At 49.8% G+C, this 22,247-nt stretch carries 21 protein-coding genes, 2 tRNA genes and 1 pseudogene; 17 read left to right on the forward strand and 7 right to left on the reverse strand.

What is annotated here, in order from left to right; all coding sequences use genetic code 11:
• Window positions 1-7: 7 nt before the first annotated feature.
• From IPN95_03530 to nth, 3 genes and pseudogenes are all read right to left on the reverse strand, one after another.
• On the reverse strand, window positions 8-772 hold the full coding sequence (locus tag IPN95_03530; GenBank protein ID MBK9448486.1) for a hypothetical protein: 765 nt from the start codon (window positions 770-772) through the stop codon (window positions 8-10).
• Between the two features lie 184 nt (window positions 773-956).
• Window positions 957-2,020, reverse strand: a pseudogene (locus IPN95_03535) (PA0069 family radical SAM protein).
• 136 nt (window positions 2,021-2,156) lie between these two features.
• Complete coding sequence (gene nth / locus IPN95_03540; GenBank protein MBK9448487.1) at window positions 2,157-2,783, reverse strand: endonuclease III; 627 nt, start codon at window positions 2,781-2,783, stop codon at window positions 2,157-2,159.
• Between the two features lie 202 nt (window positions 2,784-2,985).
• Between nth and sucC the strand changes: the two genes are divergently transcribed.
• Complete coding sequence (gene sucC, locus IPN95_03545) at window positions 2,986-4,185, forward strand: ADP-forming succinate--CoA ligase subunit beta (protein ID MBK9448488.1); 1,200 nt, start codon at window positions 2,986-2,988, stop codon at window positions 4,183-4,185.
• Between the two features lie 115 nt (window positions 4,186-4,300).
• The gene (locus IPN95_03550; protein MBK9448489.1) at window positions 4,301-5,167 is read left to right on the forward strand and encodes a TraB/GumN family protein; all 867 of its coding nucleotides are present in this window, start codon (window positions 4,301-4,303) and stop codon (window positions 5,165-5,167) included.
• 95 nt (window positions 5,168-5,262) lie between these two features.
• On the opposite strand, the gene IPN95_03555 is transcribed toward IPN95_03550, so the two are convergent.
• Window positions 5,263-5,337, reverse strand: a tRNA-Val gene (locus tag IPN95_03555).
• Window positions 5,338-5,518: 181 nt separating this feature from the next.
• Between IPN95_03555 and IPN95_03560 the strand changes: the two genes are divergently transcribed.
• The 7 genes from IPN95_03560 (at window position 5,519) to IPN95_03590 (ending at window position 9,755) form a co-directional block, all read left to right on the forward strand.
• The gene (locus IPN95_03560; protein ID MBK9448490.1) at window positions 5,519-5,815 is read left to right on the forward strand and encodes a hypothetical protein; all 297 of its coding nucleotides are present in this window, start codon (window positions 5,519-5,521) and stop codon (window positions 5,813-5,815) included.
• 22 nt (window positions 5,816-5,837) lie between these two features.
• Complete coding sequence (locus IPN95_03565; protein ID MBK9448491.1) at window positions 5,838-6,224, forward strand: hypothetical protein; 387 nt, start codon at window positions 5,838-5,840, stop codon at window positions 6,222-6,224.
• 91 nt (window positions 6,225-6,315) lie between these two features.
• Window positions 6,316-6,894: a penicillin acylase family protein gene (locus IPN95_03570; GenBank protein ID MBK9448492.1), complete on the forward strand. Its 579-nt coding sequence runs from the start codon at window positions 6,316-6,318 to the stop codon at window positions 6,892-6,894.
• Window positions 6,797-7,660 (forward strand): penicillin acylase family protein, encoded by an 864-nt coding sequence (locus tag IPN95_03575; GenBank protein MBK9448493.1) that lies wholly within the window; start codon window positions 6,797-6,799, stop codon window positions 7,658-7,660. Before IPN95_03570 ends, IPN95_03575 begins: the two co-directional genes overlap by 98 nt.
• An 86-nt stretch (window positions 7,661-7,746) precedes the next feature.
• Complete coding sequence (locus IPN95_03580) at window positions 7,747-7,923, forward strand: hypothetical protein (GenBank protein MBK9448494.1); 177 nt, start codon at window positions 7,747-7,749, stop codon at window positions 7,921-7,923.
• A 920-nt stretch (window positions 7,924-8,843) separates the two neighbouring features.
• Entirely contained in the window at window positions 8,844-9,149 is a 306-nt protein-coding gene (locus IPN95_03585; protein ID MBK9448495.1) for a hypothetical protein, read from the forward strand.
• 60 nt (window positions 9,150-9,209) lie between these two features.
• The gene (locus tag IPN95_03590) at window positions 9,210-9,755 is read left to right on the forward strand and encodes a tetratricopeptide repeat protein (GenBank protein MBK9448496.1); all 546 of its coding nucleotides are present in this window, start codon (window positions 9,210-9,212) and stop codon (window positions 9,753-9,755) included.
• A 1,392-nt stretch (window positions 9,756-11,147) separates the two neighbouring features.
• Here IPN95_03590 and IPN95_03595 read toward each other — a convergent pair.
• Window positions 11,148-11,221: transfer RNA gene (locus tag IPN95_03595), tRNA-Thr, on the reverse strand.
• A gap of 80 nt (window positions 11,222-11,301) precedes the next feature.
• Between IPN95_03595 and IPN95_03600 the strand changes: the two genes are divergently transcribed.
• The 7 genes from IPN95_03600 to IPN95_03630 all read left to right on the forward strand — a co-directional run bounded on the left by IPN95_03600 (window position 11,302) and on the right by IPN95_03630 (window position 20,570).
• A complete protein-coding gene (locus IPN95_03600) occupies window positions 11,302-12,441 on the forward strand; it encodes an alanine racemase (protein ID MBK9448497.1) in 1,140 nt (379 codons plus the stop codon).
• Window positions 12,442-12,618: 177 nt separating this feature from the next.
• The gene (locus IPN95_03605) at window positions 12,619-13,221 is read left to right on the forward strand and encodes a hypothetical protein (GenBank protein ID MBK9448498.1); all 603 of its coding nucleotides are present in this window, start codon (window positions 12,619-12,621) and stop codon (window positions 13,219-13,221) included.
• Window positions 13,222-13,264: 43 nt separating this feature from the next.
• On the forward strand, window positions 13,265-13,825 hold the full coding sequence (locus IPN95_03610) for a hypothetical protein (GenBank protein ID MBK9448499.1): 561 nt from the start codon (window positions 13,265-13,267) through the stop codon (window positions 13,823-13,825).
• Between the two features lie 87 nt (window positions 13,826-13,912).
• Window positions 13,913-16,063: a hypothetical protein gene (locus IPN95_03615; protein ID MBK9448500.1), complete on the forward strand. Its 2,151-nt coding sequence runs from the start codon at window positions 13,913-13,915 to the stop codon at window positions 16,061-16,063.
• Between the two features lie 61 nt (window positions 16,064-16,124).
• Window positions 16,125-16,790: an NAD-dependent epimerase/dehydratase family protein gene (locus IPN95_03620; protein ID MBK9448501.1), complete on the forward strand. Its 666-nt coding sequence runs from the start codon at window positions 16,125-16,127 to the stop codon at window positions 16,788-16,790.
• 339 nt (window positions 16,791-17,129) lie between these two features.
• Window positions 17,130-18,902: an arsenical pump-driving ATPase gene (gene arsA / locus IPN95_03625; protein MBK9448502.1), complete on the forward strand. Its 1,773-nt coding sequence runs from the start codon at window positions 17,130-17,132 to the stop codon at window positions 18,900-18,902.
• 72 nt (window positions 18,903-18,974) lie between these two features.
• Window positions 18,975-20,570 carry a rhomboid family intramembrane serine protease gene (locus tag IPN95_03630; GenBank protein ID MBK9448503.1) on the forward strand — a complete coding sequence of 532 codons (1,596 nt, stop codon included), beginning with the start codon at window positions 18,975-18,977 and terminating at the stop codon, window positions 20,568-20,570.
• Window positions 20,571-20,581: 11 nt separating this feature from the next.
• On the opposite strand, the gene IPN95_03635 is transcribed toward IPN95_03630, so the two are convergent.
• The gene (locus IPN95_03635) at window positions 20,582-20,821 is read right to left on the reverse strand and encodes a hypothetical protein (GenBank protein MBK9448504.1); all 240 of its coding nucleotides are present in this window, start codon (window positions 20,819-20,821) and stop codon (window positions 20,582-20,584) included.
• A 43-nt stretch (window positions 20,822-20,864) separates the two neighbouring features.
• Window positions 20,865-21,467 (reverse strand): alpha/beta fold hydrolase, encoded by a 603-nt coding sequence (locus tag IPN95_03640; GenBank protein MBK9448505.1) that lies wholly within the window; start codon window positions 21,465-21,467, stop codon window positions 20,865-20,867.
• 96 nt (window positions 21,468-21,563) lie between these two features.
• Here IPN95_03640 and IPN95_03645 point away from each other — a divergent pair, with 96 nt between their 5' ends.
• Window positions 21,564-22,181: a TetR/AcrR family transcriptional regulator gene (locus tag IPN95_03645; GenBank protein MBK9448506.1), complete on the forward strand. Its 618-nt coding sequence runs from the start codon at window positions 21,564-21,566 to the stop codon at window positions 22,179-22,181.
• Window positions 22,182-22,247: the final 66 nt, after the last annotated feature.

The following is a 22,247-nucleotide window of genomic DNA, read 5'->3' on the forward strand; positions in this document are numbered from 1 at the left end:
ACCAACGTCATTTTCGACTCTGAGAAGCCCCAATGACGTTTCCATCACTTGGCAAAGGTTCAAACCAATCGGGCAAACCTTCCATTTGTTCTTCTAGCACCACCTCTTCCTCCAACGCCTCGATTTCTTTGTGATCTTGAAGGGCTTGCTGATAGGTCTGGTGCAAAATCAAGATATAAAGCCAAGGGATCAGGGACCAGATCAAATTTACCACACACCACGCAATGATCGGCGTCTTGAAGAATTGGAATTGGAAAATATCCGACTCCTCTGAGACCAACCTCCCGGTAAAGGAGTACTCCAACAATAGCAGGAGAACTACCACCAACGGCGGGCCGGAAATCGCCGCCATTGCGCGACTGAGTGCCTGGTAGTAAGGAATTTGGGTCAGTGAGTCAAACCAATTGAGTATATATATCCAAACAACAAGGAAGCCGATCATAGACAGAAACAATAAAAAGACCCCGAAGCTGCTGTCGAGGATTGGGAAATGCTCCATGAGAAACAATCCCGCAGCCCACAGAAGCGCGACAGCGTGTACGGCACAAGCCAAAGAGGCCAGAATGATGGTTGCCGGTCTGAAATTTCGCTTCCGTTTCGTGCCGAGAATCGGCATGTTTTTGGGTAGGAAGCCGCGGTGCAAAAGCCAAGGCACCAAACAGAAGATCCCAAACAGCCAATCTGCTTCAGACAATGTGCTTGCCAAAGCTGCGGTCCCGAACGCCACAAAGGATGCCCAAAGCAAAACCTTTCGAATCAAAAATAGGATCAAGCCGGTCGTTCATCGTTTCTGTACCGTTTGGTCAAGCTGTCAAAGCAAAATCCATGCGGGCTTATTCATGCTAGGCCACCGCACTGATTTCAAATCTACCGAGGTTCCTCAAACCGGGCAAGTGGTTGCAGTTGGAAATCAGATGTCGGCTGATCGGAATGAATTCAGGAATTGCTGCAGAAGTCTAAAACAACGACAACTGCCCATCGGTCCTTGGGCGCTTGAACAGCGAGGTCGTCATCGGCGGAACGACGACTGCCGGCATGTACTTCTCATGCGCAATGCGGAAAAGCCTGCGAATCGACTCCGCCATGTTGCCCTCCCCTTTCAGGCGTGTCCCGAATCGGCTGTCGCCCAAGCTTCCGCCGTGGGCTTCTGCGACCTGTTTCAGTACCTTTTCGGCCCCGTCAGGGAGGTTTTTCCGAATCCAGTCGGTGAAAATCTCGCCGATTGTGCCATTGAGGCGAACCATGGTAAAGCCGGCCGAAACGGCACCTGCCGCTGCAGCTGCCTTCATGATCGGCACCAATTCGTCGCTTGTGAGCCCCGGAATGATCGGCGCAATCATCACACAGGAATGCCTGCGCGTGTGAGGCGCTCGACCGCATCCAAACGCTGCATACTCGTGGCTGTGCGCGGCTCCATGGCGCGCCGCAACTCTTCATCCAACGTCGTGATACTCATGTTCACCCGCACCAAATTGTCTTTGGCCATCTCAGTCAAGATGTCCAAGTCCCTTAGCACCAGGCTATTCTTGGTGATGATTCCCACCGGTTGCTTGAATTCGGCCATCACTTGGAGCATTTTTCGGGTATGCCAAACTTCCGCTCGGCCGGTTGATAACAATCGGTGTTGCCGCTGAGCATGATCGGCTTGCATTCCCAGTTTTTCTTACCCAACTCCTCTCGCAACAATTCGGCAGCATTTTCCTTGACCACGATTTTTCTTTCGAAGTCCAAACCGGCACTCATTCCCCAATACTGATGCGTCGTGCGCGCATAACAATAGGTGCAGCCATGTTCGCAACCTTGGTAGGGATTGGCTGAATAGTCCAACGGGATGTCGGGACTCGGAACTTGATTGATGATTTTGCGCGGATGCTCCATCAAATATTCCGTCCGGCTGTTTTCGAGCATCGGTTCGTCCAAGGCTTCCGAAGTACTCCTGCACATACCGCGTCACCAAATACGGATTGTGCACGTTGTACTGCGCCCCGCGACCTTTGAAATAATCTTGCTGCTGAACCATACACGACGAATATGATTCCAATATTAGCAATTGCGCCGATGAATTGCAAATTATTTTCGAATAAATGCAAATAAAAGACGCAATCAGTCTAGAATATTTCGAATTTGAGCTACGGAGACTGATTCGATGACAGGCCTCAACTTTCCAGTCCGACTACAGCGCAGATGGGGCAATCGTTGGTAACATGGCCTTTGGCTTTACAAAACTGCCTCCCGAAGTAGATGATTTGCAGGTGAAGCTTCGCCCAGGATTCCTCGGGAAACAAAACTTTCAGGTCTTTTTCGATTTGCTCTACCGTCTTTCCCTCACTCAATCCCCATCGATTCGCCAAACGGTGAATGTGCGTGTCCACCGGAAAAGCGGGTACACCAAACGATTGAATCATCACCACGGAAGCGGTTTTGTGGCCTACCCCAGGCAACTTTTCCAATTCAACGATATCTGCGGGCACAATTCCCTGATAATCTTCAACCAACATTTCCGAAAGCCGGTGAATGGCCTTCGATTTGTTGGCTGATAGCCCGCAGGGACGGATGATTTCCTCGATGGTGGCTATGTCCAGCTTCGCCATCGCCGCCGGATGATCCGCAAGCGCAAACAAGGCAGGCGTAACCTTGTTTACACGCTCGTCGGTACACTGCGCACTCAGCAAAACCGCGATCAACAATGTAAACGGGCTGGAATGATCGAGCGGAATCGGCGGATCAGGATATTGCTTTTCAAGGAAATCCCTGACGAACTCGGCTTTTTCTAGGACACTCATCATTCGGGCAAAATTGCAAGAACCGGCATGATTCTCAAACTTCGAAGCAACAACGCAACGTAAATAGGTCGACAGCAAGGGAAAGCGAAGAAAATCAAGGATTCTTTACTTTCGGAGGTCAATTTTCTGCGCATCGTTTCCAATTGTCCGTTATTCATTCTAATATTGGGACTCAAAATTTCTAGGTAGAAAGCCTCAAAATATGAAGTTGCACGAACATCAGGCAAAAGAAGTCATCGCCAAAGCTGGCGTTCCCATCCAACAAGGCAAGGTTGCCTTCTCGGTGGCGGAAGCAATGACTGCCGCACGCACCCTTTATCCCAATCCGACAGGCAAGGAATGGTTTGTCGTCAAGGCCCAGATTCATGCGGGTGGCCGTGGCAAAGGTGGCGGTGTCAAATTGGCAAAATCACTGGAGCAAGTCGAGGAAAGGGCAACGCAAATCCTCGGAATGAACCTGATCACGAAGCAGACCGGGGAAGAAGGAAGACTTGTTCGCCGGATTTTGATCACGGAAGACGTCTATTATCCTGGCGCCCACGAGCCCAAGGAATACTATGTCTCCATGACGCTTGACCGTGTGGTCGGCCGACTCGTGATCATGGCCTCCGCAGAAGGTGGCATGGACATCGAAGAAGTTGCCGAGACCCATCCTGAAAAAATCATCAAGGAATGGATCGATCCTGTGATCGGACTCCGCGATTTTCAGGCACGCAAGATTGCTTTCAAGCTCGGTTTGCCGGCTGAAGCCATCAATGGCGCTGTCTCGATGCTGATCAAGAGCTATCAAGCGTACATGGACAATGACTGTTCGCTGCTCGAAATCAATCCGATGTTGCTTACGAGCGACCTCAAGACGATTGCTGTCGACTGCAAGATGGACATTGATGAAAATGCATTGTACCGTCAGCCGGAATTGGCCGCGATGCGCGATTTGTTTGAAGAAGACGAATTGGAAATCGAAGCTTCCGAGCATGGCTTGAACTACATCAATCTCACTGGAAATGTGGGTTGTATGGTCAATGGTGCAGGTTTGGCCATGGCCACAATGGACATGATCAAGCTTGCAGGCGGTTTCCCTGCCAACTTCTTGGATGTCGGCGGCAAGGCAAATGCTGAAACAGTTGAGGCTGCTTTCAGAATTATCTTGAAAGATCCCGCAGTAAAGGTTATCTTGGTCAATATATTTGGTGGCATTGTCCGTTGTGACCGTGTTGCCAACGGTGTTGTCGAGGCTTACAAAAATATTGGAAACATTTCTATTCCGATTATCGTAAGGCTTCAAGGGACCAACGCAGTCGAGGCTGCGCAGATCATTGACCAATCGGGTTTGAAAGTGACATCTGCCATCACGCTTGCAGAAGCAGCGCAGAAGGTCAAAGAAGCCCTCGAAAATATTTGATTTTAACTTTTCGGTATTAATTTTCGTAAAAGCAGGTTAGTTGGGTTCTAGCCTGCTTTTCTTTTTATAACAAGCCAAGCCGGAATCAGTTATCATCAAAAACACAGTCAGATTCATGAAACCAAGGTTTTACGCATTCGCGCTTCTTTTCTTCCCCTTCATTTTCCCAAGTCTCAGCCAAGCACAGCTTGAAAAGTCTTTGCTCTGGGAAATTTCCGGAAACGGACTTACGACTCCCTCCTACCTCTATGGCACGATGCATGTCGGCGACAAACGTGCGCACGACTTTTCAGATGCAACGATGAATGCCTTCAAGCAAGCCAAGGCCTTTGCCGGCGAATTGAACATGGAAGATGTCGATCAACTTGCCGTTTTGAATCTGATGAAACTGGATTCGGGGAAGAAACTGCATACCTTTTTTAGTTCCGAGGAATGGACCAAAATTGAAGCATACTTCAACACGAAGCTCCACGTGAACCCCAATGACTTTGATGACTACAACACCTTCTTTTTGTATTCGATGATCGCGCAGAGCCAATTCAAGAACCAAAAGGGCGAGGCTGTGGACCTGTATTTCTTTTCGGAGGCCAAAAAAGCCGGAAAGAAGTTGCTGGGATTGGAAAAGGTAGAGGAACAAATCGCAGCGATTGGCAGCATGCCGCTGGACGAGCAAAAGAAAATGATCCTGGACGCTGTCGAAGGCAAGCAAGGCAACGGCAAGAAGGAGCTCAAGAAGATGATGAAATACTACACCAAGGGCGATCTGGAGAGCCTTCTGAAATTCAGCGAGGATACCGAAATGGGTCCTGAATTCGAACGCGCGCTGATCATAGACCGCAACCACCGCATGGCAGACCGTATGGTACCCTTGATGGAAGCACAGTCCACGTTTGTCGGTGTAGGCGCTTTGCATTTGCCCGGCGAAGAGGGCGTGATCAACCTGTTGCGGAAAAAAGGGTATTCGGTGAAGGCTTTGAAGTAGGATTCGAAATCGCTCAAAATTGCGGGAGGCTCGTGTTTGGAGCATCCCGTCGGAAAACAAAAATCCCGGAATCTCAATGAAACTCCGGGATTATGTGGGCGATACTGGATTCGAACCAGTGACCCCTACCTTGTCAAGATAGTGCTCTGAACCAACTGAGCTAATCGCCCATTCCTTAGAATGGATTGCAAAGGTAAGCGTTTGATTAAAATTGTCAAGCACTTTTTATTGAAAAAAGTAAATTTTCAATAAAAAAGCTGCCAATCAGCAACATTCGTTTGGTTTTGCCAGTTCCCTCTACTACCTTCAACTTCGGCGCTGCAAGAGGATTTTACTTGCAGCTCAAATGATTTGGAAACGAAAACTGAAAATCCTCCCCCTCAAGAGGGCGATCCGGAACCGAGTGCTAGCCATTCAGTTCCATTCCTTTATAGCTCACTCGAAGACCGTGCACCCGCCATTATCTGGGCAGAACAATGGTCTAAATGGGTGTACAAAGGCGACATCCCACTCTCGCAATTCCCTACTTTTGAGGCCTATCTCGACGAATTCCCCTTCCAAGTGGAGGTGTCCCAAGATTGTGTCGTAGTGACCGATCCCGGATTTGGCAACGGCGCTATCGAATGGGTTTCGCGGATTCAAACTTGATAGCGGAAATTGGATCGGGGCATTGACGGAAACAGATACGCACCAAGGAGCAACGGAATGCAAGCTTTGGATCGGGCAATGGCAAGATGGCGAATGGATCGAATTGACGGACTTTGCCTTGCCTGCAATCTCCAGAGCCGATTTTTTTGGTCCTGAAGCCGATCCGCAGATTCTCGAGGACTTTGAGCTCGTTTCCTTGCAATATGTGCTGCCCAAGTCAGGCGACACCCTGCAGATTCAGGCGATGCCCAATGCGGAATTCCAATGCTTTGACGGCAAAATCTCGCATCCGGACTTGGCCGAGGATGCCGCCCAATTCATTTGCGAAGCTTGGATGAGTTTCAATCCGCAGGCGATCCACTGCACATTTGACCGCCATGAAGGCCGATTCTTGCGCGTTGGCAAGTGATCCGTCCGCTCCTGAAAAATACTTCGAATGTCGAAACATTTTCCGTCACCGGCGGTTCAGTTTTTTCATGCAGTTTTGAATTCCGCACACGATGAACAAGGTTAGGTTGTTTCTGTTTGGGCTGCTTTTCGCCCTCCCCTTTTTTACTTTTTCACAGGCCGGCAGCCCTAAAATCGATCCTTTGACGGTGACAATTTCGCGCGACGAATGGGGTGTACCCCATATTCACGCTAAAACTGATGCCGGTACCGCCTACGGACTCGCTTGGGCCAATGCCGAGGACAATTTTCACGACATGCAGCTCAATATGCTCATGGCGCGCGCCCGTCAAGGCGAAGTCCTGGGTAAAAATGGCGCGATCGTCGATTTTGCCGTGCAGATGCTGCGTGTGCGCGAGCTTGTGCGCGACCGCTACGAGGCAGAGGTTTCGCCGGAATTCAAGCGGCACCTCGAAGCCTATTCCCAAGGCGTCAATGAATATGCTGCAATGCATCCCGAGGCCGTGCCGCAAAAAGCTGTTCCCCGTCGATCCCAAGGATGTCTTGGCGGGTTATGTGGTGTCGTTGGTGCTGATGGAAGGCGTTCACTTTCATTTTCTGAACATCCTCGAAGGCCGTGCCGGAGAACCGACACCGTATTCCTTGCGTGGGTCCAACGGCTTTGCGTTTAATTCCAACAAAACCGCTGACGGACAAACCTATTTGGTGAACAATTCGCACCAACCTTTAGATGGCCCGACGGCTTGGTACGAGGCCCATCTCTCGAGCGATGAAGGAATGAACGTGCTCGGCGGATTGTTTCCGGGCGGCGTTTCGGTATTCGCAGGCTGCAATCCCGATATCGGTTGGATGCATACCGTCAATCAGCCCGACTTGGTGGATGTCTATCACCTGGATATGAACCCCAAAGGCAAGCTGCAATACCGATTCGACGGCGAATGGAAACAACTCGAGAAGGTCAAGGCCAAAATGAAGGTAAAAGTCGGACCGATCAAGATCAAGGTCGGAAAAACCTCCTATTGGAGCATACACGGCCCTGTTTTGCGCCACAAGAAGGACTTTTATGCCCTGCGCTTCCCCGCGATCATGACCATCAAGGCTGCAGAACAATGGTACAAAATGGGCAAAGCCCGCAGCTTCACGGAATTCCATGAGGCCATTGAATTCGGTGGTTTGCCAAGTTTGAACATCGTGTACGCCGACCGCCGGGACACTATTTTCTACATCGACAATGGCCTTTATCCCATCCGGAAACCAGGCTACGACTGGCTCGGGCTGCTTCCCGGCGACACTTCCGACGTGGTTTGGACCGAATTCCACCCCACGGAGGACTTGGTTCAGGTCCTGAATCCGGCGTCGGGTTATGTCTTCAACACGAACAATACACCTTTTAACAGCACAGCGCCGGCCGACAATCCGCAAAGGCCAGGACTTTGATAGCCTGCTCCTCACCTACCCGATCGAAAATAACCGCAGCCTGCGTGTGCAGGAAATCATGTCGGAAATGGGCAAAATGGACTGGAATGACCTGCTTCGACTCAAGTACGACCAACAATATCCCGACACCTTCCTCATTTTACTTTCTGAGCAACATCAACTGCATCTACGACCTCGACACGGTGGCCTACCCTGAAATCGCTGACGAAATGTCGACGATCCGTGCCTGGGACCGGCGCTCCAATGCCGGGGGCCATCGTTGAGCCTTGTTCATCAAACCCACGACTACCTGTTTGCCGATGCCCGCAAAAACAACCCTCGCTAAAGTCGAAAGATGCTATCCCGCAGCGCACTGGTGTCTGCATTGACCAAGGCGAGCGGGTACCTACACAAGCATTTTTGGAGCGGTTAGTCCCCTTGGGGAAATGATAAAGCGACATGTTCTGCGGCGACGAAGACTATCCGATCGGCGGCGCACCCGACAGCGTCATTTCGGCGATGTATGCCCACGATTGGAAAATAGGCCGCAGCGCAGCTACTATCGGCGACGCTGCATCCAATTGATCCGCTTCACCCGAACAAGGCGTCAAAACCGGTCCGTCCAACCCTGCCAGAAACGGCAATGACGAGGGTTCACCCCACTTCAACGACCAAATGGACATGTACCTCAATCAGAAGACCAAAGAGGAAAGCCTTGATCCTGAATGGGTAAAGGTGCATACGAAGGAGAAGTATCACCCGGGGGGAGGAAGTGAAAAGTGATCAGTGAAAAGTGAAAAGTGAAAAGTGCACAGATGAGATTGACGGCAACGTTACACAAAGGATCTAACTGAGACAGCTTCCAAACTAGACCAAATACTAGCCAATTCTATCGAAGTGAAGTTCATGGCGGTTGCGGGCAATATGTCATTGATTCTTGAGTCATGAGCCAACAGTTTCGATATGACAATCCGAACAAGCGAGACTGGATCAATCTTGCTCCCATCTTGCCATTTTTGCTAGAATAATGCATCTTTGGAAAAGGATTGCACGAAAGAGAAACAGAGGATGAAACCAGTAAAGGCCCACCCGAACTCGCCATTGGCGCAAATGATGCCCAAAATCTTGGAAGACAAGAAGTGGTTTAACGCCTATCTCCGTGGCGAGATTACAAGGGAAGAACTAGAAGCTAAAGGTGTCAAGCTTGTCAATCCCCTATAACTTCAAACGGGTTAGCGAACTTGATTATGAGTTCCTTACAGAGAACAAAATTCGCTACCGGGCCTCATTTACCGATGCATCTGGATATTTTCCGAAAAATCCAGAGTTTTCTCACCAAGTCCGTGGATTCGGCTTTCAAATTCCTGATGTTCATGCGACGCAAATCCCGCCAGACCCTCGCGTCGGCGCAACGATTTCCTATTTAGCTCTTCAATATTTCGAACAAAATCCAGAGGGCATACTCTTTTTCATCCACGACAGTTCCGACGGAAAGGAACTAGGTTCCTGAGAAATCTCTGGCATGCTTTCATAACTTGATTATTTTAAAAAAATGCCTAGTTTGGACGTCATGAGGACGATATTCATACTAGCAATCATTTTTTGTTCCTATGATCGCATTTTGGGGCAGACAAGCTACGACTTTCTCCTTAGTGGCATTTCCAAGTCCAACCAACAGGATTTCCTAGGAGCAATCAGGGATTATAACCAAGCAATCGCCCTTGATCCTTCCTCTCAACACGCTTATAATAACCGAGGTAGAGCAAAGGCATTGCTAGGTGACCACCGAGGGGCAATTGTGGATTATTCAAAAGCAATTGAACTTAACCCTGCCTTCTTTGAGGCCTACTATAGTCGTGGGGTTCAAAAGGCAGAACTAAATGACCACCGAGCGGCAATAATTGATTTTAGCGAGGCAATTAGAATTGATCCTGCATATTTTGAGGCATTCGTCAATCGAGGAAATGCTAGGCGAGAAGTCGGAGATTTTACTCTATCCATTGCTGACTACAACAAAGCCATTGAAATTAGTCCGAATTCCCCCATTGGCTATTACGGACGTGGATGCACGACAATTCGCTTAGGAAGGAAAGAATCTGCGTGCCTAGACTTTTGAGCAAGGCAGGAGAATTAGGTTATCAGGAAGCTTACGATGTAATCGCGATCTAGTGTCAGTGAGCTTGACAATCACAGCTAGCTCACTATTAATGAGGGAGGTTAAGAATGTAGATCACAAACAATAGCCTAACATTCGATGATCTGTAGGATATTTTATTAGAAATAATGCTATAAAGATAGACACCTTGAAAAACTGCCGAGAAAAAAGAATGTTGAAGGCGAACCGATTTACTTCAATCTACCACCGACCCCATTCATCGTTGAAAACCAAAGCCCTTTGTGCTAAAACTTTGGGGGAAGGTCAAGCTTCCGTTTTGTCTTCTAACATTAAAGTATTCAAGACCGAGATATTGCACAAATTTGGAACCACCTCAGGTCAAGACGGAGTACCGCTTCCTAATTAGATTTTAAGCCGACAACGATGCACTTCGTTCTTTACTTAATTTTGTATGACGGTGCTGAGTAGCTAGGAGCCTTATAGGTCGGTGTCGAATTATTGGGAGCCTTGTAGGAAGGTGTAGAGTGGCTAGGAGCTCTATAGGATGGTGTTTGATAACTGGGAGCCACATAGGTCGGTGCCGGAGCATCATTGAAAATTGGTTTGGAGTTGCTGGGAGAGTTGTACGTTGGTAATGGATAGTTCGGGCTCGTGTTCTGGGGCAATCATTGCCCCTTTCACCAGTGTGAGGATTGACGTTTGGTTTAGTAGTGTAATTGTCGTTTATCGTTTTGTTTGGATCAGTACGATAGTGAGGTTCGACTTTTGTTCCATTGTCGCGATCGTATCCATCCACTTTGTGGTAATTGGGATTCACTTGACTATGGACAGAAATTGAAAGACAGGCTAAGGCTAAGAGTAATAGGTATTTCATAGTGATAAAAATTTAGAGGGGTTAGGAATGGCCTCACGCTGGTCATATGAGATCTTTAGAGACTAGTTCAAAACTAATCAAAGGATACAACAAAACCTACTCAGACAACTGAAGGCAAGTTGCAATACCCACGACAGTTGAATGAATACGAGTAAACTACCAAAAACCATCTTGATCAATTCCAACGGGACAATCGAGCACAATCATCTAGTTTGCTGATGCTACGACCCGACATAACGGGAGCATGAGGAAGGTCAGATAGCGTATACAAAAGTGCATCAAGCACAATTTCTACCCAGAAGCCACTACATGTCCGACTCAAGTTTCTTCACTTGCCAGAAGGTCTTGAGATCGTTTATCATCTTGTCCTTATCTTTATAAAATACCTTATGCCCATTTTTATCAGAATAATCGATCCCGAAGGCTGTACTTTGCTCCCACTCATTCATCTTCTTGTACAATGGTAAGTCTGTATTGACATACTTGGCCCTCACTTGCGTAAGGGGCTTGGTTTCCCAAACCTCTCAGGGGAGTCGAACCCCCGACCTGCTGATTACGAATCAACCGCTCTAACCAACTGAGCTAAAGAGGCACGGGCCAAATTTACAGTAACTATTCAGAAACAAGCAATTTTTGGCCGAAAAAATTGAAATTGGCGCAAAGATTCGAATCATGAAGGAAGTCCAAGGCTACGAATGGGTCACGAAACCTACCCTGATGCTCAATGCAGCAATCGCAAAATCCAATATCCAACGGATGGCCGACAAAGCGCGAAGGCTTGGGCTTCAGTTCCGTCCGCATTTCAAAACCATTCAGTCGGCAGAGTTGGCGGAATGGTTTCGGGCGGTCGGCGTGCAGAAGATCACGGTCAGTTCGATTGAGATGGCCACTTATTTTGCGGACAACGGCTGGAACGACATCACGGTTGCTTTTCCGGTGAATGTCCGCGCCATGGCGGCGCTCAACGATTTGGCCTCCCGCATCAGCTTGGGAATCCTGATTGCCGACGTCTCGGCTTTGCCCAAATTGGCCGCGGGCTTGCAGCATCCCGTTCGCGCTTGGATCGAAGTCGATACCGGCTACGGCCGCTCGGGCTTGCCTTGGGACGACGCCCTTGCCCTTGCGGCCGCAGCCGAAGCCATCGTGCAGGTTCCGCAGCTGACATTCGCAGGGATCCTCGGGCACGGCGGCTATACCTACAATTCTCATGGGCTCAACGAGATTCTCGCTGCGCATGAAAAGGACATTCAGCGGTTGGCGGCGGCAAAATCGGCTTTGTTGGATGCTGGTTTCAAGGACTTTGAAACCTCGACGGGCGACACGCCAGGCTGCAGCCGTGCAGAAAACTTCGAAGGCGCAGACGAAATCCGGCCGGGGAATTTTGTTTTCTATGACATTCAGCAACAGCAGATTGGGTCCTGTGGGTTCGAGCAAATTGCAGTCGCATTGGCTTGCCCTGTGGTGGCCGTTTACCCGGAACGAAACGAAGTGATCGTCCATGGCGGCGGCGTTCATCTGGGAAAGGATGTGCTGCCCCGAACCGCCTTCGGCGCGAGCTACGGAGCCATTGCCCTTCCGAAACCCGGTGGTTGGGAAATGCCGGAAATGGGTTGTTACCTTCGGAGTATTTCGCAAGAGCATGGCGTGGCCGTTTTGCGACCGGATTTGATTCAAAAGATCGCGGTGGGTGACCTTTTGATGGTGCTTCCTGTGCATTCCTGCATGTCTGCCGACCTCATGGAAAACCTGTATATGGTCGATGGGTCGGATCCGCAACGGCCGGTGAGGATGATGAAATCAGAGAAGCATTGATTTGTCCAATTTGGTTTCTTGGCGAAAATTCGGCGGATGCTGCTTTTCCATCCAAAATTTTATATAAATTCGAAAGGCGGGCATGGCATTTTCCGCGAATCTCGGTTCAGAAGCTGTACAATTTGATTGTCAGCGGATTGAACACAGGAATGTGAAGTAGTGTTTTAGAAAAGAATCATGACATCTATGGGTTGGAATTTCAGGGGGATATTCACGGCTACTTTATTGGGCTGCATTGTTTTCATTGCCGGGTGTGCAAGCAAGGTCTATTACACAGATGATGCCCGCCTCGCATTGGAAGCGGCCAAAGAAGACGTAACCAAGCTTCAGTTTTACAACGACAAAGAATTTCTGTTGCGTCGCAAGACCACAAGTCGTCAGTTGGAGACGGTGGAAGGTGTCGTGGAGAAGACCGAAGGATTGCGCGTGCAGGACCTTCGCATTCGCCGGGGAACGCCTTGCCGCTTGGACAGTGTGAGCGGCAATAGCTATTGGATTCGGTTTGAACTGGGTCAGGGTGAAACGCTTCGTTTTTACAAGAATCAATATGATCATTACCAAATTTGGGCAGACCGCTGGCACTCAGGCCGCGGCAATATCGTCTACGGTGGCAAAGACTACATCATCGAGCGTATCGGCAATGATTGCCTGTTGATGGTCAAAAATTCGCAATCATTCAGAAAGAGTAATCAGAAGAAAGTCGCCGAGGGTGTTGATGTCAACGAAGATATCCGCGAAGTACCTCTTGATTCAGCGGCTACCGAAACGCCCAATAAATGATCCCAACTGCGATTGTTGCAACCGCACATCTGAAAAGAAAGCAATGAAATCGAAATATTCACTCTCCATGTTGATTTGGGCAAGCCTCGTGGTTTTGACCATGATGGCCTGCAAGCCCAAATCTGTGTTTTTGGAGTCGGTGCGCGTCGAGCTCGATACATCCGATGTTGACTTGCGTAAAGTGCAGTTTTTCAACGACAAACCGATCATCTTGCGTAGAAAAGCAACGGAATCCGACATCAGGCAAAGCGGTGGCAAAATGGTCGAGGTCGATGGTGAGCGTGTGCAGGAAATCCTCATCAAAAAAGGAACCAAGGGTGTAATGGTCGGCGACAAAAACGGGAAGATGCTGATCGCCTTCGAACGCGGGGAAGGAAAATACCTTCGGTTTTACAAGAATGCGAAGGGAGCCTATCAAATCGACGCCGACAAATGGGTGAACCGACGCGGAATGGTGACCTATGCAGACTTGGGCTTCGCGATTGAAACTGAAAGCAATGATGTTTTGCTGATGTACAAAGAGCAAAAGAAGTTCCAATCTGCGTCTGAGCAGCGCACCGTCAAGGGGCTCAAAGTAGTGAAGTCCAAAAAGCCGGGTAAATAACCCCTTGTCCTCCACGTGGACGGCATTTGTTGCCCGTCAAATGTGCGTCCTTGCCACAATTGTCGATCATACGATTAAATTCGCAGCATGTCCACGAAGAAAACCACGGATTCCAAAAGCCAATCGGCTTCCCTGCCACCTGTCAGCCTTGCTGACCGTCAAAGCTTTATCGCCTCGGGATATTTCCCATTTGCCATTATTTTCCTCATCGCCTTCGTGCTGTATGGCAATACGGTGATGTACGACTATGCGCTCGATGACTCCATCGTGATCACGAGCAACAGCTACACCAAGGAAGGTAATTTCGGCAAAATCTTCTCTACGGACGCATTCGAAGGCTTTTTTGGGGGGAAACGCGATCTCGTCGAAGGAGGACGTTACCGGCCGCTCAGCATTGCAACTTTCGCCGTCGAATGGTCCATTTCACCCAACAACCCTTCCTTTTCACATTTCAATAACGTTGTGCTGTATGCGATTTGCGGGATGTTGCTCTTTGTCTTCCTTCGAATGGTTTTTCCCGAAAAGGATGCCTCAAAGTGGTGGATGGGCGTACCTTTTTTGTTGACCTTGCTGTATTTGGTGCATCCGATCCATACCGAGGTGGTTGCCAATATCAAAGGCCGCGACGAATTGATGGCTTTGCTGTTTCTCTTGGCCGGAATGATTGCTGCGTTCAAATACATGGATGCAAATCGACCGCTATGGCTCCTTGCCGCTTTTGTCAGCTTTTTCCTCGGCTTGATGTCCAAGGAAACCCCGCTCCCATTTGTCGTCATTTTGCCCATAACGATCCTCTTCTTTCGCAAGGCAAAGGCTTCCAAAGTCGCGCTTGCTTCCTTGCCCTTCCTCCTGGCAACAGGCGCCTACCTCGCCATCCGCTTCAGCGTCTTGGGTACAGACGTCGGCGGTAAAGGCAGCGGAACGGAAATCCTCAACGATCCCTTCCTCTTTGCAACAAGCGCGCAGCGTACAGCCACGGTTCTCGAAACTTGGGGCATGTACTTGGTCAAGCTGATCGCACCGATTCAGCTTTCGCATGACTATTATTTCAATCAAATTCCGCTGACGACGTTCAAGGATCCTATCGTCTTGGCTGCCATGGCGGCAAATATTGGCTTGCTCGGCCTTGGTATCTGGCTCGCAGCCAAACGCAATCCGATTGGATTTGGCATCCTGTTTTATTTCATCAGCTTCTCAATCACGTCCAACTTGGTGGTGTCGATCGGCACAACCATGGGCGAACGTTTTGTTTTTGTTCCTTCGCTCGGTTTTGTCATCGCCTTGCTGTTTGCACTCAAAGCGCTTGCAAAAAGCATGAAATGGAGCGACAAAACACTGTTTTACGGACTGATGATCGTGATCGTCGTCCCTTTTAGCCTCCGAACGATCGTTCGGAATCAGGCCTGGAAAGACAACTTCACGCTCTTCACGACCGACGCCAAGACGTCTCCCAATTCGGCCAAGGTGCGCACTGCGGCCGGTGGTGTGATGATCGAGCGCACGGACGAAAAGGGCGTTTCAGCATCAGAACAGAACAAATTGCTGCGCGATGCCATCGTTCACCTGAATGCTGCGGTCAAAATCTATCCTGAGCACGGCAACGCTTGGCTGCTCCTGGGAAATGCCTACCACAAGCTGGAGGACTACAACAACTCGATCATTTCCTATCAGAATACGATGAATTTCAGGCCCTTGCTTTGGGATGCGTACAAAAATGCGCAGATCACGGCACGGAAGATGAAGCGATTTGACTTGGCATCCGGATTTTACAAAGTCGAATTGGAACGCAAAACGGCCAACAAGGTTGCCATCGGTGCAGACTTTTGGTTTGACCGCGCCAACAATTACGAAGAATGGGGTCAGCACGCGGATTCGGCGATCTGGGCTTATGGCGTCGCATTGCAGAATGATCCCAAAATGGCCAAGGCCTACGGGCAAATGGGGCGCGTTTACGGCATGCAATTGCAGGACTTTGACCACGCCATCGAGTTTGGGGAAAAAGCACTTGCCATCGATCCCAAGCTCGACTGGGTCTATGAAAACGTCGGAATTGCCAATGCAATGAAATCGAATTTCCCTGGTGCCATTGCTGCATTTCAACGCGGATTGCAAGTGTCCCCCAATAGCGCAAAGCTTTACTTGAACCTCGCGCTCACCTATCAAAACATGGGTGACCAAGCGAATGCCGGCGCCGCATTTGCCAAGGCATTCGAGCTCGACCCAAGCTTGAAGCGATAGCCACAACCGGTTGATTAGCTGGATTTGAAAACAATTTCCCGCCGCTGATGGTCTAGGCTTCATGTCAAAAATCAAAGCGATTATCACAGGCGTTACCGGCATGGTCGGCGAAGGCGTCCTTTTGGAATGCCTGCAAAATCCAGCCGTCGAATCCGTGTTGGTGCTCGGTCGCAGAACCTGCGGCTACCAGCACCCGAAGCTCAAGGAGGTTGTGCACGCGGATCTCTATGACATTGAGTCCATTGCATCCCAATTGGCAGGCTACAATGCCTGTTATTTCTGCCTTGGAACGAGTTCGGTAGGAATGAAGGAGCCCGACTATTTCAAGGTTACCTATACGCTTACCCTCGGCATCGCCAAGGTTCTTGCGCAGCAAAATCCAACGATGACCTTCTGTTATGTGTCGGGTGCAGCAACCGACGGCACGGAAAAGGGAAGCAGCATGTGGGCGCGGGTCAAAGGCAAAACGGAGAATGACCTGGCGAAGCTGCCGTTTAAACAAGTGTTCAATTTTCGTCCCGGATATATGCATCCGACGCCCGGCCAAAGGAACGCACTCTCCTATTACCGGTGGATCAAGTGGATGTATCCCTTCTTTCGCGCAGTAACACCGGGATGGGTTTCCACGTTGCAGGAGCTCGCCTTGGCGATGATTCATGTGACGGAAGCCGGGTATCCAAAACAGGTTTTGGAGGTCAGGGATATCGTGACTGCAGCCAAAGGTTGATCGCTTTAGCTTCGTCTTAGGAAGTGGACGAATGGATGATATGCCTATTTGTATTGACTGAAATTAAAAAGTCATAAATAGCTGTATATTTGAGTTTTATAATCTATTATTACATATTCAAACAATTAAATTAAGCCATTCGAACGGAACTATCCATCGACCTGTTTTGTCCATTTCCATTGTAGTTTTATTGCAACAATTGAAATCCAATTCACTGTAGTAAAACCATGACATTCGTCATTCCGAAGCCGTCCAAATCTCATCGAAGCGGTATGTCGCAATTCCCTAAATTTGCTCAGCCGCCTTTGACGCGGACACATTGAACGAGAACTTCGAAATATGATTACCCCTACCACTCCCTATCTTTTTTTTACAGGCAAAGGCGGCGTTGGCAAGACCTCATTGGCCTGCGCCACGGCATTAAAGCTTGCTGACGAAGGGAAAAGGGTTTTGCTCGTAAGTACCGACCCGGCCTCCAATTTGGCGGATGTATTGGCAAGCAGTGTCACGGAAGTGGCCAAGCCGATTGACGGTCAGCCGAGATTGCATGCGATCAACATCAACCCCGAGGTCGCTGCCGAAGAATACCGCGATCGGGTGATTGCGCCCGTGAAAAGCATCTTGAGTGGTCCGGAAATTATCCAGCTCACCGAAAGCCTTTCAGGTGCTTGCACCACCGAAATCGCCTCTTTCGATGAATTTGCAAGGTTTATTGCCGGCGAAGGTGATGCTGCCCAATACGATGTCATTGTCTTTGATACCGCGCCAACCGGGCACACCCTCCGCCTACTGGAATTGCCCGCTGCATGGAGCAGCTTTGCCCTGACAAATCCGGCGGGTGCTTCCTGCCTTGGGCCCTCGTCGGCACTCAAAAGCAGTCAGCAGCGTTATCAGACCGTGGTCGAGCGCTTGCGTGATCCCAAAACCACGACCTTTTACATCGTGGCAAGGGCAGACAAACATTCGCTTGCAGAGGCCGCACGCACGACAACCGAACTTTCAGCACTTGGAATGAGCAATCAGAAATTGCTGATCAACGGGGTTTTGCAAGCTCAAGATTCATCCGATCCTGTCGCCAACAAGATTGTGAACTTGGCCAACCATGTTCTTGATCAGATCCCGGATGATCTAGCAAAGCTTGAACAATCGACCTTTCCGCTCCTGCCTTACAATGTTTTAGGTCTTGAAAAATTGCGCAGCTTACTGGATCCCGCCAAACGTTTGGCGATTCTTGAGGCCTCGGCCAAATCCGGGACTGCCATCGATCACCACCTTGGCGGAATCACCCAATTGGTCGACGAATTGGCTGTGCAGGGCCACGGCTTGATCATGACCATGGGCAAAGGTGGGGTCGGCAAAACGATTTCGGCAGCGGCCATTGCCACGCTGCTCGCCCGTAAAGGCTTTGCAGTGCACCTGACGACGACCGATCCGGCCGCGCATATCCATGAATTCATGGCGCAATTGAAGGATCTGCCCGGAACTTTGACCGTGGACCGCATCGATCCGCATGTCGAGACGCAGCGTTACATGGACAAGGTGATGGCACAAAAGGGCAAAAACCTGGACGAAGAAGGAAAACGATTGCTCGCCGAGGATTTGAAATCGCCCTGCACGGAGGAAGTTGCGGTGTTCCATGCTTTCTCCAAAGCGATACAAACTGCCAAGCGTCAGTTCGTCGTCATCGACACCGCCCCGACGGGGCATACCTTGCTTCTGCTCGATACCACCGGCAGCTACCACAAAGAGGTGCTCCGCCATTCCAATCTTGCGGCCGACCGGATCAAAACCCCGTTCATGTACTTGCAAGATGCCGAATTTGCCAAAATCATCCTTGTGAGCCTGCCCGAAACCACGCCTATGCGCGAGGCCGCGAGCCTGCAAGACGATCTCGGACGCTCGGGCATCCGCCCCTATGCCTGGGTCATCAACCAATGCCTCTCTGCCGTGCCCAACCTTCGTGATCCCTTGCTGCGCCAACGCGCTGCAAATGAAGGTGCTGTAATCGATCAAATCGAGCAGTCGTTGAGTCAACGCGTCTTTGGCATTCCCTACCTCACCTCCGAAAATGTACTCGCGGAATTGGTAGGCGAATCCGTTCCTGCGGTGTAATCGGCAATCGGCAGACGTGGATTTTCGAGGAATCTTTGCATGACAATTCCGGAGAATGCTTATTTTTCCTAGATGGATCATGCGAAAGCACCCACGCAGCCTCAAAACGGTTCCCGGCTCAAATTGCGACTGGTTTTCCTGCCGTACATCGCCTTGGCGGTAGGATTGTTGTTGGTATACACCGGCCTGCGTTGGTTGCTGGACATCAAGCTGGAAATTGTCCCTCTCGGCGTCGAATGGCTTCAAATTTGGATTCCCGGACTACTTGGACTTGGAATTGTCTTTCTGGTGATGCGACGCCGTTTTGCCCTGCTCAACCTCCGCGGGGAACGCGCCGACGGCTATTTTTATTACCCCATTCTGGTTGGTCTGTTGGCTGCGGTGCCGGTGATGGTGACGCAATTGTACGTGGAACAAGCAAGCTTTTCGCTCGTTGCGCTCGGGAAACCATCCGAAATCGATTTTCAGCAACCTCAAAAATATTACCGGTTTGATCAATTTGCCGTTGACAGCATGATTTCCGGCGGCGTGGCGATGGAAGTGACCCGAAATGATGGCAGCAACGACTTCACATTGCACCTTTACATTGCACTGCCCATCGTGGATTCCGCCGCCAACGATCCTAACGGACGGTTCAATGTCTGGTTTTGCCAGGAGTATCTGCAACGAATGAACGACAACCTCTCCGATGCGGAGAAGGATACGATTGCGGAAGAGTTTTTTGAAACGTCGGTTGCCAGTTTTCTGAATTTCGACCTGACGACCGTCTCCTTTTTTGAGAATGAACCGCAATCGGCCGACCGGGAAGCCTACGAAACCGCGATTGTAAAGCAAGGGCAAGTGGACGCAGGCAGCCCGATCGTACTGCTGGTCGCGCATTCGGAAGCATTCGAAAACCGCACGGGCAATACCCTCTTTTGGTGCTTCGGGTCATTCGCGATTTGCAGCCTGATAGCGTTGATGATGTTTCTGATTCCCAAATTGGACCCCGAGGAGTTGCAACGATTTCGGGAGCGGAAACCGATGTCAGAGGATGAATTTGTCGATTTTCTGCGTTTTTTCATTCCCCGGGCACCGCATTGGATGACCGTGATCCTCATTGACATCAACATTGTTTTGTTTCTCGTGATGGCCTTGAGTGGAATGAATGTCTTTTCTCCAGACGCATTGACTTTGTTGAAATGGGGTGCTTCGCATGGGCAATTGGTGGTCGAAGGTGATTATTGGCGCCTGTTGGTCAATACTTTTGAACATGCCGGAATCCTCCATTTGGCCATGAACATGTTTGGATTGGCGATTACCGGCATGTTGACGGAACCCATTCTGGGAAAATGGCGTTTGCTGATCGTTTATTTGGTTTCCGGCATTGCGGGAAGCCTCGCAAGTGTGTTCTGGAATGCCAACGTCGTCTCGGTGGGCGCCTCGGGTGCGATCTTCGGATTGTTTGGTGCGATTTTCGCCTTGTTGATCACCGGATTCATCCCCAAAGCTGAGAAGGCCATTTACAAGTACCTGCTGATCGTTTATGGCTTGGTAAGCCTCCTTTTTGGCTTTCTCAATCCGACGACAGACAATGCAGCCCATATTGGCGGATTGGTTGCCGGATTCATTTGCTGTTTGGTGCTTGCATTTCTTTTCCGAAAGCAACTGACACCCAAACCCGATTAAAATCCGAGGACTTATTCAGCAAGCCACTTGTCCAACTGATCCGCGATCAAGGGATAGTCGACATTCGCTGGAATATGCTTGGCTCCTTTCAGGGTCACGGTTGCCTTCAAGGTTGGAAAACAATCCCTGAGCCTTTCCAACGCCTTTTCTCCCGGAAAGAAAATGTCATCTTCCGCCACCATTGCATAAACCGGTGCCTGAAACCCTTTGACCTCCGACGCTTTGAGCAAAGGAGGACGACGGTAATCCATCTTCAATCCCGTAAGCGTAAGCTTTTGAAATTGAACGGAATACTCATCTTGGAGTCAAGTAAAATGCCTGCATGAATTTGAGAAGATGCTTGTCCTTTTTGGTCATTTGAAAGCGGATCAGCGGAAACATCAAACGCGTGAAGCTCTTCCATCCTCCCCCGTTGACCAAACCCGAAGGAACCACAAAAATTGCCTTGGAAACGCGCTGCGGCGCAAACACGATCAGCCGTTGCAACAAAAATGCTCCAAACGAAACGCCAATAACCGGTACCTCGGGCAGCCCCAGCCCTTTCAGGACTTCATCGAGCCATATACCGTAGCTGTTGTCATCGATCGGCGGACGCGTTTCAGCACTTTTGGTCGATTGTCCGATCGTATCCACCGCGTAAATCCTGTATTTATCCACCAAGGAGCGCATCGCCTCCAAAGCCATCGGCGCTCCCGCATTGATTCCATGCAGCAAAACAACCGGAGGGAGATGCTTTTCCCCCGCAACGATCACATGCGTCTGGCCAAATCCAGTTTCTATATATTCCTCGGAATAAGTCGGCAAACCACATGCCGCGAGTTTTGCATCGTACAAGGCCAAAATCGCCGCCTTTGCTTCGGGGGATTTATAAATCGTCGGAGGAGTAACAGTAGCCATTTTTTCGTAGGTAAATTGGAAGAACAACGCAAAAATAAAGACATTTTTGATATTTAGGCCAATTGGACTAAATTATTATTTGATTAGTTTTGTAGGATGAAAACCAAGGATCGGATCAAAGCTGTCGCCTGTGAATTGTTCAATCAACATGGGCTTTCCGAGGTGACTTTGCGCGATGTTGCGCAGGCAATGAACCGCGCCTACGGGAATATCACCTACCATTTCCCCAACAAAGAAGCCGTGGTCATAGCGCTTTACCAGGATATGGCGGAGGGGCTTTGGACGATTTCAAGCCAATTTCAAGCGAAGCAAGATCTCTTGGAAGTCATTTTGCGGGCACCGGGAGACACCTTTTCCCTGTCCATGCGCTACCTTTTTTTGTACAAGGACTTTCTGGAGATCGTCCGCCATTTTCCCGAAGTTTCCGAGGCTGCTCGACAGTCCAATACGATGCGCAAGGGCAAACTCAAATTGGTCATGCAGCAGCTGCAGTCGCTCGGCGACCTGAGAGCGGAATTGAGCGACGCCGAATTGGACTATCTCATGGAGCTGAGCGGGGCCATGCGGACATTTTTCTTCGTTCAACTGACGCCCGAGGAATTTCATGATCCCGATCTCGCGGCCAAGTACGTGGCGTATGTCAACAGGTTGCTGTTCCCTTATTTGACGCAACAGGGACAGGAGCGTTATTTGGCCATTCTTGGGAAATGGTGAATTTGCCTGCAATGCAGGGGCCGTGTGCAACGCAATGAGCAACAATGGAATGGCGTTTTGAATGAC

Source organism: Bacteroidota bacterium (assembly GCA_016718825.1).
Taxonomy (GTDB): Bacteria; Bacteroidota; Bacteroidia; order J057; family JADKCL01; genus JADKCL01.

Coding starts and splice junctions, on each gene's coding strand:
- IPN95_03610 (MBK9448499.1), top strand. CDS start 13,265: ATGAAATCGAAATATTCACTCTCCATGTTGATTTGGGCAAGCCTCGTG.
- IPN95_03620 (MBK9448501.1), top strand. CDS start 16,125: ATGTCAAAAATCAAAGCGATTATCACAGGCGTTACCGGCATGGTCGGC.
- IPN95_03615 (MBK9448500.1), top strand. CDS start 13,913: ATGTCCACGAAGAAAACCACGGATTCCAAAAGCCAATCGGCTTCCCTG.
- sucC (MBK9448488.1), top strand. CDS start 2,986: ATGAAGTTGCACGAACATCAGGCAAAAGAAGTCATCGCCAAAGCTGGC.
- IPN95_03575 (MBK9448493.1), top strand. CDS start 6,797: ATGGAAGGCGTTCACTTTCATTTTCTGAACATCCTCGAAGGCCGTGCC.
- IPN95_03570 (MBK9448492.1), top strand. CDS start 6,316: ATGAACAAGGTTAGGTTGTTTCTGTTTGGGCTGCTTTTCGCCCTCCCC.
- IPN95_03645 (MBK9448506.1), top strand. CDS start 21,564: ATGAAAACCAAGGATCGGATCAAAGCTGTCGCCTGTGAATTGTTCAAT.
- nth (MBK9448487.1), bottom strand. CDS start 2,783: ATGAGTGTCCTAGAAAAAGCCGAGTTCGTCAGGGATTTCCTTGAAAAG.
- IPN95_03630 (MBK9448503.1), top strand. CDS start 18,975: ATGGATCATGCGAAAGCACCCACGCAGCCTCAAAACGGTTCCCGGCTC.
- IPN95_03605 (MBK9448498.1), top strand. CDS start 12,619: ATGACATCTATGGGTTGGAATTTCAGGGGGATATTCACGGCTACTTTA.
- IPN95_03635 (MBK9448504.1), bottom strand. CDS start 20,821: ATGGATTACCGTCGTCCTCCTTTGCTCAAAGCGTCGGAGGTCAAAGGG.
- IPN95_03640 (MBK9448505.1), bottom strand. CDS start 21,467: ATGGCTACTGTTACTCCTCCGACGATTTATAAATCCCCCGAAGCAAAG.
- IPN95_03550 (MBK9448489.1), top strand. CDS start 4,301: ATGAAACCAAGGTTTTACGCATTCGCGCTTCTTTTCTTCCCCTTCATT.
- IPN95_03600 (MBK9448497.1), top strand. CDS start 11,302: ATGAAGGAAGTCCAAGGCTACGAATGGGTCACGAAACCTACCCTGATG.
- IPN95_03590 (MBK9448496.1), top strand. CDS start 9,210: ATGAGGACGATATTCATACTAGCAATCATTTTTTGTTCCTATGATCGC.
- IPN95_03580 (MBK9448494.1), top strand. CDS start 7,747: ATGACCTGCTTCGACTCAAGTACGACCAACAATATCCCGACACCTTCC.
- arsA (MBK9448502.1), top strand. CDS start 17,130: ATGATTACCCCTACCACTCCCTATCTTTTTTTTACAGGCAAAGGCGGC.